General features: G+C 53.9%; 14 protein-coding genes, 4 tRNA genes and 1 other RNA gene. 7 read left to right on the top strand and 12 right to left on the bottom strand.

All coding sequences use genetic code 11. The features are described from left to right. Positions 1–26 precede the first annotated feature (26 nt). Both cysM and pdxK read left to right on the top strand, forming a co-directional pair. On the top strand, positions 27–938 hold the full coding sequence (gene cysM, locus MUU51_RS15370; protein WP_110509075.1) for a cysteine synthase CysM: 912 nt from the start codon (positions 27–29) through the stop codon (positions 936–938). 5 nt (positions 939–943) lie between these two features. After that, positions 944–1780 (top strand): pyridoxine/pyridoxal/pyridoxamine kinase, encoded by an 837-nt coding sequence (gene pdxK, locus MUU51_RS15375; protein ID WP_258968074.1) that lies wholly within the window; start codon positions 944–946, stop codon positions 1778–1780. A gap of 63 nt (positions 1781–1843) precedes the next feature. Here the strand turns inward: pdxK and crr are convergent, their stop codons facing one another. The 5 genes from crr to cysZ all read right to left on the bottom strand — a co-directional run bounded on the left by crr (position 1844) and on the right by cysZ (position 6701). After that, complete coding sequence (gene crr / locus MUU51_RS15380) at positions 1844–2353, bottom strand: PTS glucose transporter subunit IIA (RefSeq protein WP_110509079.1); 510 nt, start codon at positions 2351–2353, stop codon at positions 1844–1846. Positions 2354–2393: 40 nt separating this feature from the next. After that, a complete protein-coding gene (gene ptsI / locus MUU51_RS15385; protein WP_110509081.1) occupies positions 2394–4121 on the bottom strand; it encodes a phosphoenolpyruvate-protein phosphotransferase PtsI in 1728 nt (575 codons plus the stop codon). Between the two features lie 44 nt (positions 4122–4165). Further along, positions 4166–4423, bottom strand: coding sequence for a phosphocarrier protein Hpr (gene ptsH / locus MUU51_RS15390; protein ID WP_110509083.1), 258 nt, complete (start codon positions 4421–4423; stop codon positions 4166–4168). Positions 4424–4802: 379 nt separating this feature from the next. Next, positions 4803–5774, bottom strand: a complete 972-nt coding sequence (cysK, locus tag MUU51_RS15395) for a cysteine synthase A (protein ID WP_258968075.1) — start codon at positions 5772–5774, stop codon at positions 4803–4805. Positions 5775–5945: 171 nt separating this feature from the next. Beyond that, positions 5946–6701, bottom strand: a complete 756-nt coding sequence (gene cysZ, locus MUU51_RS15400) for a sulfate transporter CysZ (RefSeq protein ID WP_159770017.1) — start codon at positions 6699–6701, stop codon at positions 5946–5948. A gap of 230 nt (positions 6702–6931) precedes the next feature. Between cysZ and zipA the strand changes: the two genes are divergently transcribed. From zipA to MUU51_RS15415, 3 genes are all read left to right on the top strand, one after another. After that, positions 6932–7969: a cell division protein ZipA gene (gene zipA / locus MUU51_RS15405; protein WP_258968076.1), complete on the top strand. Its 1038-nt coding sequence runs from the start codon at positions 6932–6934 to the stop codon at positions 7967–7969. 69 nt (positions 7970–8038) lie between these two features. After that, the gene (ligA, locus tag MUU51_RS15410) at positions 8039–10054 is read left to right on the top strand and encodes an NAD-dependent DNA ligase LigA (RefSeq protein ID WP_159770020.1); all 2016 of its coding nucleotides are present in this window, start codon (positions 8039–8041) and stop codon (positions 10052–10054) included. 1 nt (position 10055) lies between these two features. Beyond that, entirely contained in the window at positions 10056–10274 is a 219-nt protein-coding gene (locus MUU51_RS15415) for a DUF3820 family protein (RefSeq protein ID WP_125353576.1), read from the top strand. On the opposite strand, the gene MUU51_RS15420 is transcribed toward MUU51_RS15415, so the two are convergent. Next, positions 10271–11269: a bile acid:sodium symporter family protein gene (locus MUU51_RS15420; RefSeq protein ID WP_258968077.1), complete on the bottom strand. Its 999-nt coding sequence runs from the start codon at positions 11267–11269 to the stop codon at positions 10271–10273. The genes MUU51_RS15415 and MUU51_RS15420 overlap by 4 nt on opposite strands. Before the next feature lie 89 nt (positions 11270–11358). Between MUU51_RS15420 and MUU51_RS15425 the strand changes: the two genes are divergently transcribed. Then, positions 11359–12285, top strand: coding sequence for a LysR family transcriptional regulator (locus MUU51_RS15425; protein WP_159770026.1), 927 nt, complete (start codon positions 11359–11361; stop codon positions 12283–12285). Here MUU51_RS15425 and MUU51_RS15430 read toward each other — a convergent pair. The 6 genes from MUU51_RS15430 to MUU51_RS15455 all read right to left on the bottom strand — a co-directional run bounded on the left by MUU51_RS15430 (position 12276) and on the right by MUU51_RS15455 (position 13270). Next, entirely contained in the window at positions 12276–12620 is a 345-nt protein-coding gene (locus MUU51_RS15430) for a FlxA-like family protein (RefSeq protein WP_159770780.1), read from the bottom strand. The two genes, MUU51_RS15425 and MUU51_RS15430, sit on opposite strands and share 10 nt — an antisense overlap. A gap of 82 nt (positions 12621–12702) precedes the next feature. Beyond that, a non-coding RNA gene (locus MUU51_RS15435) (RtT sRNA) lies at positions 12703–12839 on the bottom strand. 31 nt (positions 12840–12870) lie between these two features. Further along, positions 12871–12946: transfer RNA gene (locus MUU51_RS15440), tRNA-Lys, on the bottom strand. A 4-nt stretch (positions 12947–12950) separates the two neighbouring features. Further along, positions 12951–13026 (bottom strand) — tRNA-Val (locus MUU51_RS15445). Between the two features lie 39 nt (positions 13027–13065). After that, a tRNA-Val gene (locus MUU51_RS15450) sits at positions 13066–13141 on the bottom strand. Between the two features lie 53 nt (positions 13142–13194). Then, positions 13195–13270 (bottom strand) — tRNA-Val (locus MUU51_RS15455). Positions 13271–13528: 258 nt separating this feature from the next. Between MUU51_RS15455 and gltX the strand changes: the two genes are divergently transcribed. After that, positions 13529–14944 (top strand): glutamate--tRNA ligase, encoded by a 1416-nt coding sequence (gene gltX / locus MUU51_RS15460; RefSeq protein WP_159770029.1) that lies wholly within the window; start codon positions 13529–13531, stop codon positions 14942–14944. Positions 14945–14973: the final 29 nt, after the last annotated feature.

The following is a 14973-nucleotide window of genomic DNA, read 5'->3' on the forward strand; positions in this document are numbered from 1 at the left end:
TTTTCTTTGCAAGTCTGGACCGGAACGTGAATACATTAGAACAAACCATTGGCAACACACCATTAGTTAAACTCCAGCGCCTCACGCCTGATAATGGCAGTGAAATCTGGGTCAAACTGGAAGGCAACAATCCGGCGGGGTCGGTGAAAGACCGTGCCGCGCTATCAATGATTGTGCAGGCGGAAAAACGCGGTGAAATCAAACCGGGCGACGTACTGATTGAAGCCACCAGTGGCAACACCGGTATTGCGCTGGCGATGATCGCCGCGCTGAAGGGTTATCGCATGAAACTGCTGATGCCCGACAACATGAGCCAGGAGCGCCGGGCCGCGATGCGCGCCTACGGGGCTGAGCTGATTCTGGTCAGCAAAGAGCAGGGCATGGAAGGCGCACGCGATTTAGCACTGGAAATGGCCACCCGTGGCGAAGGTAAATTGCTCGACCAGTTTAATAATCCGGATAACCCGTTTGCACATTACACCACCACCGGGCCGGAAATCTGGCAGCAAACTGAGCAACGGATGACGCATTTCGTGTCCAGCATGGGCACCACCGGCACCATTACCGGGGTGTCGCGTTTTCTGCGCGAGCAGGATAAAAGCGTGACTATTGTGGGGCTACAGCCGGAAGAGGGCAGCAGCATTCCGGGCATTCGCCGCTGGCCTGCGGAATACATGCCGGGAATTTTTAATGCTTCTCTGGTGGATGAGGTCATGGATATTCATCAGCGTGATGCGGAAAATACCATGCGTGAACTGGCGGTGCGGGAAGGTATTTTCTGCGGTGTGAGTTCCGGTGGCGCGGTTGCCGGTGCGCTGCGGGTGGCGAAAGCCAATCCGGGCGCGGTGGTGGTGGCGATTATCTGCGATCGCGGCGATCGGTATTTATCGACCGGTGTGTTCGGTGAAGAGAGTTACAGTCAGGGGGCGGGGATTTAACGGTCATGGAAATGATTCTATTCCGGGATAAAACCCGGGCGCAGCAGGCCGATATTGTGGCCGTGCAGTCTCAGGTCGTGTACGGCAGCGTGGGTAACAGCGTAGCGGTACCGAATATCAAACAGCACCATCTGAACGTACTGGCGGTGCCAACGGTACTGTTCAGCAATACGCCGCATTACGATACCTTTTACGGTGGCGTGATACCTGATGAATGGTTCAGCGGTTATTTGCGTGCGCTCGAAGAGCGTGATGCGCTGCGTGAACTGAAAGCGGTGACCACAGGTTACATGGGCAGCGCCAGCCAAATTGCGATTCTGGCCCAGTGGCTGAAAGCGATGCGCGAAAAGCATCCACAAATGATGATTCTGGTGGACCCGGTGATCGGCGATACCGACAGTGGCGTGTACGTGAAGCCAGAAATTCCGGCAGCGTACTGCGAACATTTGCTGCCGCTGGCGCAGGGCATTACGCCAAACGTGTTCGAGCTTGGCGTGCTGAGTGGCAAACCGTGCGAGACGCTGGACGAGGCGATTATCGCAGCTAAAAGCCTGCTGTCAGAGACGCTGAAATGGGTGGCCATTACCAGCGCACCGGTCGCGGATGATAATGACATTCACGTGGTGCTGGTGACAGCAGACAGCGTGGACATCAGCGGCTGGCCCCGCGTGGCGACTGATTTGAAAGGAACGGGCGATTTGTTCTGCTCGGAGTTAATCAGCGCGGTAGTGCAGGGGAAAACGTTGCAGGAGGCAGTGCATTTAGCGGGCAGTCGTGTCGTTGATGTGATGGCTTACACCCTTGAGAAAGGGTATGACGAACTGATTCTTCCGCCGCGATAATTCTCCACGACAGAAACAAAAATGGCGCCCGAAGGCGCCATTTTTCTATCCATGCGGCATCAATTATTTTTTGATGCGGATAACCGGAGTTTCACCCACGGTCACGCTACCGGACAGTTTGATAAGCTCTTTGATCTCGTCCATGTTGGAGATAACAACCGGAGTCAGGGTAGACTTGGCTTTCTCTTCCAGCAGTGCCAGATCGAACTCGATGACCGGATCGCCAACTTTGACACGCTGGCCTTCTTCCGCGATACGTTTGAAACCTTCGCCTTTCAGTTCAACGGTATCGATACCGAAGTGAACGAACAGCTCAATGCCACTGTCGGACTCGATTGAGAACGCGTGGTTGGTTTCAAAGATTTTACCGATAGTACCATCAACCGGCGCAACCATTTTGTTGCCGGTCGGTTTGATAGCAATGCCATCGCCCACGATTTTCTCAGCAAAAACAACATCCGGCACGTCTTCGATGTTGACGATCTCGCCAGAGAGCGGGGCAACAATCTCAATAGTTCCGGTGTCTTTCTTATCATCAGAAACCAGAGATTTCAGTTTATCGAACAAACCCATGATCTTCTCCTAAGCAGTAATTTGGGCCGCATCTCGTGGATTAGCAGATTGTTTTTTCTTCAATGAACTTGTTAACCAGCGTCATTAACTCGTCCGTTGTCGGTTGAGCAAGAGCCTGCTCTGCTAAAACCTTCGCATCTTCGAAGTTCGTGTTACGGATAATCTTCTTAATGCGCGGGATGGAAATGGCGCTCATAGAGAATTCGTCCAGACCCATACCCAGCAACAGAAGTGTAGCACGTTCATCGCCTGCAAGCTCACCACACATGCCAGTCCACTTGCCTTCAGCATGAGAAGCATCAATAACTTGCTTGATAAGCGTCAGGACAGAAGGAGACATTGGCTGGTAGAGATGCGAAATCATATCATTACCACGGTCAACCGCCAGGGTGTACTGTGTTAAATCATTGGTTCCGATACTAAAGAAGTCAACTTCTTTGGCCAGATGACGGGCAATAGTCGCCGCCGCAGGTGTTTCCACCATCACGCCAACTTCGATTGTTTCGTCAAATGCCTTACCTTCGTCACGCAGTTCCTGTTTGAAGATTTCGATCTCTTTGTTCAGTGCACGCACTTCTTCAACAGAGATGATCATCGGGAACATGATGCGCAGTTTACCGAAAGCGGAAGCACGCAGGATGGCACGAAGCTGATCACGCAGGATCTCTTTACGATCCATAGCGATACGGATTGCACGCCAGCCCAGGAATGGGTTCTCTTCTTTCGGGAAGTTCATGTACGGCAGCTCTTTGTCGCCGCCGATGTCCATGGTACGGACGATGACCGCCTGAGAGCCACAGGCTTCAGCTACGGCTTTATATGCAGCGAACTGTTCTTCTTCAGTTGGCAGCGAGTCACGGTCCATGAACAGGAATTCTGTACGGTACAGGCCGACACCTTCAGCGCCATTGCGCTCTGCACCGTCGACATCACGAACGGTACCGATGTTGGCACAGACTTCAACCTGGTGGCCATCGAGAGTGATTGCTGGCAGGTCTTTCAGTTTTGCCAGTTCAGCTTTCTCTTCAGCAACCTGAGTCTGAATTTTACGCAGCGCTTCGATCTCGTCGTTAGTCGGGTTAACGTAAACTTTGTTGTTAACCGCATCGAGGATCAGATAGTCGCCGGTTTTCACGTCAGTGGTGACGCTGCCGGTGCCCACGATCGCTGGCAGTTCAAGGGAACGCGCCATGATTGAGGTGTGGGAAGTACGGCCACCGATATCGGTGATGAAACCCAGCACCTTGTTCAGGTTCAGCTGTGCGGTTTCAGAAGGCGTCAGATCTTTCGCGACCAGGATAACTTCGTCCTGAATAGCGCTCAAATCGATAATTGCCAGACCGAGGATGTTGCGCATCAGGCGCTTACCGATGTCACGTACGTCTGCCGCACGTTCTTTCAGGTATTCATCATCAAGCTCTTCCAGAGCAGTCGCCTGACCTTCGATAATCTCATGCGCTGCTGCATCAGCAGTCATGTGCTTATCTTTAATCAGGGCTATGATTTCCTGCTCCAGCTCCTCATCTTCCAGCAACATAATGTGGCCTTCGAAGATGGCTTCTTTTTCTTCGCCGAACGTTTCGCCAGCCTTCGTTTTAATCGCTTCCAGCTGCGCGGACGCCTTAGCGCGACCACTCAGAAAGCGTTCAACTTCCTGGTCGACGCTATCGGCAGAAATTTTCTTCCGGTCGATGACAATTTCATCTTCTTTCAACAACAATGCCTTGCCGAAAGCGATACCCGGGGATGCTAAAATGCCTGAAATCATAACCCTACCTTACTTGTGACTGATTTTAAAAAGAACTCTTGAACTTACTCGAGTTCAGCCATCAGCTTAACTAAATGCTCAACTGCTTTCTGCTCGTCTTCGCCTTCTGCAGAGAGGGTCACTACGGTGCCCTGGGTCAGACCCAAAGTCTGCAGTTTGAACAGGCTCTTAGCGCTAGCGCTTTTGCCGTTGGAGGTCACGGTGATCTCAGAAGCGAAGCCTTTAGCTTCTTTAACAAACTGAGCGGCAGGGCGAGTGTGCAGACCGTTCGGAGCGGTAATGGTAACTTCTTGCTGGAACATTATATTTCCCCAACTTATAGGTTTAGTGTTGTGGAACTAAAGTCTAGCCTGGCGGCTACACTTTAGCCTGTATAGATTAGCGCCGGCGGATACGAAAGCGATACAGAAGGTCTGACGCGATCCTGGCAGGCACTTCTGGCCGGTGACGTTTAGCTCGTCATTAAACATTATGCCGCGAAAGCAAGATTTGAACCAAATCATAAAATCGATTCAGCAAGCGGAAATCCTGAATTGAATAATTTCGCGCATCAAAATAATTGTGATGGTTAAATACCAGACCCGACGGGGGGAAGCAATGCCGGGCGGACCAAAAGTATGACCTGTGCCACAAAAAAGCACCCTATCGGGTGCTTTTTTCGTCATATTTTTACATTTGGCATTACTGTTGCAATTCTTTATCCGTAAAGAGATCTGCAAACAATGCGGTACTTAAATAACGCTCACCTGAGGACGGTAGGATAACCACAATGTTCTTATTGGTAAAGGTTTCATCTTCCTGCAGTTTCAGCGCTGCTGCGACCGCTGCACCTGAAGATATGCCTGCCAGAATGCCTTCTTCTTCCATCAAGCGACGTGCGGTAGAGATGGCTTCTTCGTTGGTGATGGTGACGACACGATCGATAAGTTTCAGATCAAGGTTGCCCGGAATGAAGCCCGCGCCGATACCCTGAATTTTGTGCGGACCTGGTTTGATCTCTTCGCCCGCCAGCGCCTGGGTGATAACCGGTGAGTCGGTCGGTTCAACCGCGACGCTAATCAAGTCGGTTTTGCCTTTGGTGCCCTTGATGTAGCGCGTGACGCCTGTCAGGGTGCCGCCGGTGCCCACACCCGAGATAAAGACATCGACCTGACCGTCGGTGTCTTCCCAGATTTCTGGGCCGGTCGTTTTTTCGTGGATTTCCGGGTTGGCCGGGTTGCTGAATTGCTGCAGCAACAGGAATTTTTCAGGATTGTCCGCCACAATTTCTTCAGCTTTCTGAATGGCACCTTTCATGCCTTTCGCACCTTCGGTCAGAACCAGATTCGCCCCCAGCGCTTTCAGCAGCTTGCGGCGTTCAACGCTCATGGTTTCTGGCATGGTCAGCGTCAGCTTGTAGCCACGCGCAGCGGCAACGTAAGCGAGCGCAATCCCGGTGTTACCGCTGGTCGGTTCAACCAGTTCGATACCCGGTCTCAGCACGCCACGTTTTTCGGCATCCCAAATCATGTTGGCCCCGATTCGGCATTTGACGCTGAAGCTCGGGTTGCGTGACTCCACCTTCGCGAGGATGCGTCCATTACCGATTCGGTTCAGTCGAACCAGCGGCGTATGACCGATTGTCAGCGAGTTATCTTCAAAAATCTTACTCATAGCCCGTCCTTAACTGTATGAAATTTGGGAACGACACCAGCATACGCGGATGGTCATGATGCGGAAGGAAAGTTTTCGTATATCGATATGCTGATGTGAAATAAAGGTTATCAGTATGGAATAAGGGATGGCACACGCCACCCCTTTTTTACTTTTATATACAGATGACAATCATTTCCAGACGGCGTGCTTGTCGCGATAGCAATCCACCCACATGGCGGTGGCCCCGCAAATGGCGACGGGCAGAATAACCAGGTTTAGCACCGGGATCATCGTGAACAGGCTGGTCAGCGCACCAAATTGCATATTGGTGACTTTGCGTGCGCGCAGTGCTTCACGCATCGTTTTGAATGGTACTTTGTGGTTATCGAATGGATAATCGCAGTACTGAATGGCCATCATCCAGGCGCTGAACAGGAACCACAGTACCGGAGCGACGGTCTGGCCGATGCCCGGAATGAAGTACAGCACCAGCAGAATCAACGCTCGCGGTAAATACCATGCCAGTTTTTGCCATTCGCGCTTCATGATGCGCGGCACGTCTTTCATCACGCCCAGCACGCCGGTATCGGGCGGAGTGGCTCCCGTCAGACGCGCTTCGAGCTGTTCAGCCAGCAGGCCGCTGAACGGGGCGGCAATCCAGTTGGTGATGGTTGAGAATAAGTAGCCAAAAACAAGCAGAACGGAAAGCACCACAATCGGCCACAGCAAATAGCTTAGCCACTGCAGCCAGTCAGGAACGTGGCCCATTAACGCCGGGATCCAGTTACCGAGTTCGCTAAACAGCCACCAGAACGCGCCGCCCATCAGCACGATGTTCACCAGCAAAGGCAGGATCACGAAACGGCGAATGCCCGGCAGGGTGATCAGTTTCCAGCCCTGTGAAAAGTAGTAAACCCCACTACGGGGTGCAGAGGTTGAAACCATGGTCAGGTGATACTCCTTTTAGAAAAGTCCTGGTCATTGCGCGCCTATATTATCGGCTTGCCAGACGATATCCAGTTAGGAAATGTTCGAAAAAACAGCAAAAAGCACGATTTGGTTCATCTTTATGCTCCGAATTCCTGGTACGCACTTGCACTTGACGTAATGGGCAAATACTCTTAGTGAGTAAATGTTTGCCGTGGTGGCAAGGTGTTAGAACAACAGAGAATATAATGATGCAGGATTTGCGTCTGATATTAATCATTGTTGGCGCGATCGCCATAATTGCATTGCTGGTTCACGGTTTCTGGACCAGTCGCAAAGAACGTTCTTCTATGTTCCGCGATCGCCCAATGAAACGCATGAAATCGCGTAACGACGATGAGTCGGATGACGACAGCTTCGATGACGAGGTTGAAGGCGTAGGTGAAGTTCGTGTTCACCGGGTGAACCCTGCCCAAAACGTACATGCCGGTGAGCAAGACGCTAACCGGCAGGCGCCGCAGCATCAGTACCAGCCGCCTTACGAGCGTCAGGTACCGCAGCAGCCCGTTAGCCAGGAAGAGCCGTTACGTCAGCCACCTCAGCCGCAGCAACAGCCAGTGCGTCAACAGCCGCCGGTTCATCAGGCACCGGAGCAGCAGCAGCCTGTGCAGCAGCCTGTTGCCGCGCAGCAGCCTGTTTCACAACAGACGATTGTGCCTCAGTATCAGCAGCCGGAGCAGCCTCAGGTGCCACAGCAGCCTGTACCGCAGCCGCATGCCCATCAGCCTGCGCCGGTAGAGCAGCCTGTCGCTCAGCAGTCAATTGCTCAGCCTGTTGTAGAACCGCAGCCGGTGAAACAGGAGCGCAAAGAGACGGTTATCGTCTTGAGTGTTGCCGCGCATCAAGGGTCGCATATCAATGGCGAACTGCTGCGTAACAGCGTTGAGCAGACCGGTTTCGTCTTCGGCGACATGAATATTTACCATCGCCATCTGAATCCTGGCGGCGGTGGCCCGGCGCTGTTCAGCCTCGCGAACATGGTGAAGCCGGGGACATTCGACCCGGAAAACATGGTCGACATGCAAACGCCTGGCGTGACCATCTTCATGCAGGTGCCGTCTTACGGTGACGAGCTACAAAACTTCAAGTTGATGCTGCAATCTGCGCAGTACATCGCGGATGAAGTCGGTGGTGTGGTGCTGGACGATCAGCGCCGAATGATCACCCCGCAGAAGGTGCGTGAGTATCAGGATCGTATCCGCGAAGTGAAAGACGCCAACGCATAAACGCCCGGCGTATCACACCCCTTCCTGAACCCCCGCCTGTCGGGGGTTTTTTATCATTGATGGTGGGATATGGAACCAATCGAACAACAACTTACTGAACTGCGAACCACGCTTCGCCATCACGAATACCTCTATCACGTAATGGATGCGCCGGAAGTGCCGGACGTCGAATACGACCGCTTGATGCGCGAACTGCGCGAGCTGGAACAGCAACACCCCGAGCTGATTACCCCTGATTCACCAACGCAGCGCGTAGGCGCCGCGCCGCTGACTTCGTTCAGCCAGATTCGGCATGAAGTGCCTATGCTGTCGCTGGATAACGTCTTCGACGAAGAGAGTTTTGTCGCCTTTAACAAGCGCGTGCAGGACCGACTGAAAAGCACTGATGCGTTGACCTACTGCTGCGAACTGAAGCTCGATGGCCTGGCCGTCAGCATCCTGTATGAAAACGGCGTACTGATTCAGGCGGCAACGCGCGGCGATGGTACTACCGGCGAAGATATTACGGCCAACGTGCGCACCATCCGTGCGATTCCGCTGAAGCTGCGTGGCGACAATATTCCTGCGCGTCTGGAAGTGCGTGGCGAAGTGTTCCTACCGCAAGCGGGCTTTGAGAAAATCAACGAAGACGCGCGTCGGACCGGCGGCAAACTGTTTGCTAACCCGCGTAATGCAGCGGCAGGTTCTCTGCGCCAGCTTGACCCACGCGTCACCGCGAAGCGACCGCTTACTTTCTTCTGCTACGGCGTGGGCGTTCTGGAAGGCGGCGAACTGCCGGGCAGCCATCTTGGCCGCTTGCAGCAGTTTAAAGCCTGGGGCCTGCCGGTCAGCAACCGCGTTAAGCTGTGCAGCTCTCCGGAGGAAGTACTCGCTTACTACCATAAGGTTGAAGAAGACCGCCCAACGCTCGGGTTTGATATCGACGGCGTGGTTATCAAGGTTGATTCGCTGGAGCTTCAGGAACAGCTGGGCTTTGTGGCGCGTGCGCCGCGCTGGGCGGTGGCGTTTAAATTCCCTGCGCAGGAGCAAATGACCTTCGTACGCGATGTGGAATTTCAGGTCGGACGCACCGGGGCTATAACGCCCGTGGCGCGTCTGGAGCCGGTGCAGGTTGCTGGCGTACTGGTGAGCAATGCCACGCTGCATAACGCCGACGAAATTGAACGTCTGGGCCTGCGTATTGGCGATAAGGTCGTTATCCGCCGCGCCGGGGATGTCATCCCGCAGGTGGTCAACGTGGTGCTGTCAGAGCGGCCGGATGATACGCGTGCCGTTGAGTTTCCAGCACATTGCCCGGTCTGCGGGTCTGACGTCGAGCGTGTGGACGGTGAAGTCGTTACTCGCTGCACCGGCGGTTTGATTTGCGGGGCACAGCGTAAAGAAGCGTTAAAGCACTTTGTCTCGCGTCGGGCGCTGGATGTCGACGGCATGGGCGACAAAATTATCGATCAGCTGGTCGAGAAAGAGTACGTCCAGACCCCGGCGGATCTGTTCCGTTTAACCGCAGGCAAGCTAACCGGACTCGATCGCATGGGGCCGAAATCGGCGCAGAATGTGGTCAGCGCGCTGGAAAAATCGAAAGAAACGACTTTCGCGCGTTTCCTGTATGCGCTCGGTATCCGTGAAGTGGGTGAAGCGACAGCCGCAGGCCTGGCGGCGCATTTCGGCACGCTGGATGCACTGATTGCCGCCTCCATCGAGGATCTGCAAAAGGTGCAGGACGTCGGGATTGTCGTCGCTACCCATGTGTTCAACTTTTTTGCTGAAGAGAGCAACCGCGACGTGATTCAACAGCTTCAGGCTGAAGGCGTTCACTGGCCTGCGCCGGTGGTCATCAATGCCGAAGAGATTGACAGCCCGTTCGCCGGGAAAACTGTAGTGCTGACCGGCAGCCTGAGTCAGATGTCACGTGACGATGCCAAAGCGCGTCTGGTTGAACTCGGGGCGAAAGTGGCGGGCAGCGTATCGAAGAAAACAGATTTGGTGATTGCCGGTGAGGCCGCGGGCTCGAAGCTTGCGAAAGCTCAAGAGCTAGGCATTGACGTCATCGACGAAGCGGAAATGCTGCGCCTGTTAGGAGTGTAACGTGGAAAAAGAGCAGCTGATTGAAATCGCCAACACTGAGATGCCGTTTGGTAAATACAAAGGCCGGATGCTGATTGATGTGCCGGAGGAATATTTGCTGTGGTTTGCCCGTAAGGATGAATTTCCCGCCGGGCGGCTCGGGGAACTGATGGCCATCACGCTGCTGATTAAAACGGAGGGGCTGACCCATCTGGTTCAGCCCCTCAAGCGCAGCCGTTAAGCTTTCGCCTCGTCAACGGCGTTTTTGGCCAGCAGTTCATCCGTCTGGCGTTTATAGCGACGCGCCAACACCGCACAGACCATCAGCTGGATCTGATGGAAAATCATCAGCGGCAGCACCATCATTCCGATCATTGCGGTCGGGAAGAGAATATTGGCCATCGGAATACCGTTGGCCAGGCTCTTTTTCGAACCACAGAATACAATCGTAATCTCATCGGCTTTGTTAAAACCGCATTTACGTGCCACAAACGTGTTCACGACAATCACAATCGCCAGCAGCACAATGCTCACCACCACGATAAACAGCAGCGACCCGACGCCAACCTTGTGCCAGATTCCGTTGACCACCGCTTCACTGAAGGCGGAGTAAACGACCAGCAGAATCGATGTCTGGTCCGTTTTGGAAATCCACTTCTTGTTACGCGACACCCAGGCGGCGGTCCACGGCCGGGACAGATGGCCCAACACGAACGGCAGCAGAAGTTGCAGCATGATTTTGCCGACCTGCTCCAGACTGCCTTCCGCACCGTGCAGATTCATCAGCAGCCCAACCAACAGCGGCGAAACGAAAATCCCGAGCAGGCTGGATGCCGACGCGGAACACACCGCCGCCGCGACGTTACCGCCCGCCATCGACGTAAACGCAATGGCAGACTGCACGGTAGCGGGCAGAATGCACAGATAAATGAAGCCGTTATAGAGTGTCGGATCGACATTGATGGGCGCCCAGAGAGCAAAAAGCACACCGAGTACGGGGAACACCACGAAGGTGCTGCACATTACCCAGAGATGTAGTCGCCAATGGCTGCCCCCAGCGATAATCGCTTCGCGGGAGAGTTTGGCACCGTGCATAAAGAACAGCAGTGCAATGGCGGCAGTGGTCAGGCCTTCAAAGAAAGGCACGTATCCGCCGCGAGCGGGAAACAGGGAAGCCAGCAGAACGACGCTAATCAGCGTCAGTGTAAAAGGGTCGAGAATGCGGAAAAGTTTCATAAACGCTCCTGAAAGTCGATGCCGCTATTGTGCTTTCTCTGCTTTGAGAAATAAAATTGATTTATTGCATCCATTGATGAATTAAACAGATGAATTATTCCCTGCGTCAGCTGAAAGTGTTTATTACCGTTGCCCGGGCCAAAAGCTTTAGCCGGGCAGGGGAGATGATTGGCCTGAGCCAGTCGGCGGTGAGTCACAGTGTGAAAGAGCTGGAGCATCAGACCGGCGTGAAGCTGCTCGACCGCACCACGCGAGAAGTGGTGCTGACCGAAGCCGGGCAGCAACTGGCAATTCGGCTTGAGCGTTTGCTTGACGAACTGAACAGTACTCTGCTTGAAGCCGGGCGCGTCGGCCAGCAGCTCGCGGGCACCGTGCGGGTGGCGGCGAGCCAAACCATTTCGGCACATCTGATCCCGCAATGCATCGCGGCCAGTAATCAGCGTTATCCTGAAATTGATTTTGTGCTTCACGACCGACCGCAGCGGTGGGTGCTGGAGAGTATTCGTCAGGGTGAAGTGGATTTTGGGATTGTGATAGACCCGGGTGCAGTGGGGGACTTGCAGTGTGAGCCGATTCTGTCAGAGCCGTTTTTTGTGTTGTGCCGGGGCGATCATCCTTTTTCCGGGCTTCAAAGCGTTGAGTGGCAGGCGTTGCAGGGGACCAGGATGGTGTTGCAGGATTATGCGTCAGGCAGCCGACCTCTGATCGACGCCGCACTCGCGTATCATGCCATCGAGGCCAATATTGTGCAGGAGATTGGGCATCCGGCGACGCTTTTCCCGATGGTCGAAGCCGGAATTGGGATCAGCATTTTACCCGCGCTGGCGCTGCCGTTGCCGCAGGGCAGTCAGCTGATGGTTAAACGCCTGACACCAGTTGTTGATCGGCAATTGATGCTGGCGAGACGTAAAAACCGTTCGCTTTCGACCGCGGCACAAGCTTTGTGGGATGTCGTCGGACAACAGGCCCAGGCGCTTACTGCTGCCCGTGCCCACGACCCGCTGTATCAGACATAAATATCAATCTGATGGTCATCCGACGGGTTGTTTACTCCGGTGGCTGGAGTTGAAGGCGTCGCTTGCAGCTGCTCTTTTTCGGCCTGCTGGCGTTGGATCTGCGCCAGCTGCGCTTCAAGCATCGTGATTTGTTCCTGAATCATCTCCGCCTGCTTCTGTTTTTCATCCGCATCACCGCTGCCGTCAGCAATGGTTTTCAGCTGTTGGGTCAGTTTGGTTATTTGCTGAGTGATACGAGTGATTTGAGAAGACGCGTCAGTGCCCTGCGGACTGGCGGTAACGGTTGTCGTTTGCAGACCGGGTGCAGAAGAAGAGGGTAACGAAATTGCCGCCATCATGCGTTCCTTTCAATACGGAAAACAGAGTTATCGGCAGAATGGTGTTGGGCTTGAGGAAAAAGAATTGAGAGGGGAAGTCTGGAGAGACGTGCAGGATATCACTCGTCTCATCCTGAGACTCGCCCTGCGGGTCACCGCTAGCGGTGATGCAAAATCGTTCCCGACGATTTTGTCGAACCTGCAGCAGGTTCTCATCCTGCCCGAATCGCATATAGCAAAAAGGCGCCTTTAGGGCGCCTTTTTACATTGGTGGGTCGTGCAGGATTCGAACCTGCGACCAATTGATTAAAAGTCAACTGCTCTACCAACTGAGCTAACGACCCGAAGTGGTGGGTGATGACGGGATCGAACCGCCGACCCCCTCCTTGTAAGGGAGGTGCTCTCCCAGCTGAGCTAATCACCCACTTCGGTACTTCATGTAAGAAACGCGCTGGCGAGAAATTGGTGGGTGATGACGGGATCGAACCGCCGACCCCCTCCTTGTAAGGGAGGTGCTCTCCCAGCTGAGCTAATCACCCACTTCTCAATTTCTTACATTTACTGCTTCACACGGCGGAGACTACAAAAGTAGTGGTGGGTGATGACGGGTTCGAACCGCCGACCCCCTCCTTGTAAGGGAGGTGCTCTCCCAGCTGAGCTAATCACCCCCGCTGTGTTGGAGTCGCATTATAGGGAGAGTTGAAAATGAGTCAACGCCTTTTCCAAAGATTTTTTTCGTTCGTCGTAAAATTAAACAAAACGATCGCGAATCGTTCCGTGGCGCATGATTTATAAACAAAATCAGCTAAGCGCAGTGATTCACAGGGATGAACGTTGAGGATTCAGGCGGGAGTGATAGAATATCAGCATTATTTTTATTGAGGATCCGCCGGCTGTCGGCAACGTCCTAAACGTAAGGCCATTTCATGAAAATCAAAACTCGCTTCGCGCCAAGCCCGACAGGCTATCTGCACGTCGGCGGTGCGCGTACTGCTCTTTACTCCTGGCTTTTTGCTCGCAACCACGGCGGTGAGTTCGTGCTGCGTATTGAAGACACCGATCTCGAGCGCTCTACGCCGGAAGCCATCGAAGCAATTATGGATGGCATGAACTGGCTGAGCCTGGAGTGGGACGAAGGCCCGTATTTCCAGACCAAACGTTTCGATCGCTATAACGCGGCTATTGACGAGATGCTGGTCGCGGGCACTGCATATAAATGCTATTGCTCGAAAGAGCGTCTGGAAGCCCTGCGTGAAGAACAAATGGCTAATGGCGAGAAGCCACGTTACGACGGCCGCTGCCGCCACGGTCATGAGCATCATGCTGATGATGAGCCGTGCGTGGTGCGTTTTGCTAACCCGCAGGATGGCTCCGTCATTTTTGACGACCAAATCCGTGGCCCAATCGAATTCAGCAACCAGGAGCTGGATGACCTGATCATCCGCCGTACCGACGGTTCCCCGACTTACAACTTCTGCGTTGTGGTTGATGACTGGGATATGGAAATCACCCACGTTATCCGTGGTGAAGATCATATCAACAACACCCCGCGTCAGATTAACATTCTGAAAGCGTTGAACGCGCCGGTACCGGTGTATGCGCACGTGTCGATGATTAACGGCGACGACGGCAAAAAGCTTTCCAAGCGTCACGGCGCGGTGAGCGTAATGCAGTATCGCGATGACGGTTATTTGCCGGAAGCACTGCTGAACTACCTGGTGCGTCTGGGCTGGTCCAGCGGCGATCAGGAAATCTTCACCCGTGAAGAGATGATCAAACTGTTCTCTCTGGGTGCAGTAAGCAAATCTGCCAGTGCATTCAATACCGAAAAACTGCAGTGGCTGAACCACCACTACATTAATTCGATGGCGCCGGAATATGTTGCGACCCATCTGCAGTGGCACATCGAGCAGGAAAACATCGATACCCGCAATGGCCCGCAGCTGTCTGAGTTGGTGACTCTGCTGGGCGAGCGTTGCAAAACGCTGAAAGAAATGGCGGCGAGCTGCCATTACTTCTATGAAGAGTTTGATGCGTTCGATGCCGATGCGGCGAAGAAACACTTGCGTCCGGTGGCACGTCAGCCGCTGGAAGTGGTGCGCGATAAACTGGAAGCCATCACTGAGTGGACCGCAGAAAACGTGCATCACGCGATTCAGGCAACCGCTGATGAGCTGGAAGTGGGCATGGGTAAAGTCGGGATGCCGCTGCGTGTGGCCGTCACCGGCGCAGGTCAGTCTCCGGGCCTGGATGTCACCGTTCATGCGATTGGTAAGAGCCGTAGCGTAGCGCGTATCAACAAAGCGCTGGCGTTTATTGCTGAGCGTGAAAGCCAGCAGTAACAGGCTGGAATAAGAAACGGCAGGCTCAG

The organism is Scandinavium manionii (assembly GCF_024764775.1).
Classification (GTDB): Bacteria; Pseudomonadota; Gammaproteobacteria; order Enterobacterales; family Enterobacteriaceae; genus Scandinavium; species Scandinavium manionii.

Excerpts from the sequence above, each read along its gene's own strand:
- cysK (WP_258968075.1), bottom strand. The coding sequence starts at position 5,774 with ATGAGTAAGATTTTTGAAGATAACTCGCTGACAATCGGTCATACGCCG.
- ptsI (WP_110509081.1), bottom strand. The coding sequence starts at position 4,121 with ATGATTTCAGGCATTTTAGCATCCCCGGGTATCGCTTTCGGCAAGGCA.
- ligA (WP_159770020.1), top strand. The coding sequence starts at position 8,039 with ATGGAACCAATCGAACAACAACTTACTGAACTGCGAACCACGCTTCGC.
- MUU51_RS15420 (WP_258968077.1), bottom strand. The coding sequence starts at position 11,269 with ATGAAACTTTTCCGCATTCTCGACCCTTTTACACTGACGCTGATTAGC.
- ptsH (WP_110509083.1), bottom strand. The coding sequence starts at position 4,423 with ATGTTCCAGCAAGAAGTTACCATTACCGCTCCGAACGGTCTGCACACT.
- MUU51_RS15430 (WP_159770780.1), bottom strand. The coding sequence starts at position 12,620 with ATGGCGGCAATTTCGTTACCCTCTTCTTCTGCACCCGGTCTGCAAACG.
- crr (WP_110509079.1), bottom strand. The coding sequence starts at position 2,353 with ATGGGTTTGTTCGATAAACTGAAATCTCTGGTTTCTGATGATAAGAAA.
- pdxK (WP_258968074.1), top strand. The coding sequence starts at position 944 with ATGGAAATGATTCTATTCCGGGATAAAACCCGGGCGCAGCAGGCCGAT.
- cysZ (WP_159770017.1), bottom strand. The coding sequence starts at position 6,701 with ATGGTTTCAACCTCTGCACCCCGTAGTGGGGTTTACTACTTTTCACAG.
- gltX (WP_159770029.1), top strand. The coding sequence starts at position 13,529 with ATGAAAATCAAAACTCGCTTCGCGCCAAGCCCGACAGGCTATCTGCAC.
- zipA (WP_258968076.1), top strand. The coding sequence starts at position 6,932 with ATGATGCAGGATTTGCGTCTGATATTAATCATTGTTGGCGCGATCGCC.
- MUU51_RS15425 (WP_159770026.1), top strand. The coding sequence starts at position 11,359 with ATGAATTATTCCCTGCGTCAGCTGAAAGTGTTTATTACCGTTGCCCGG.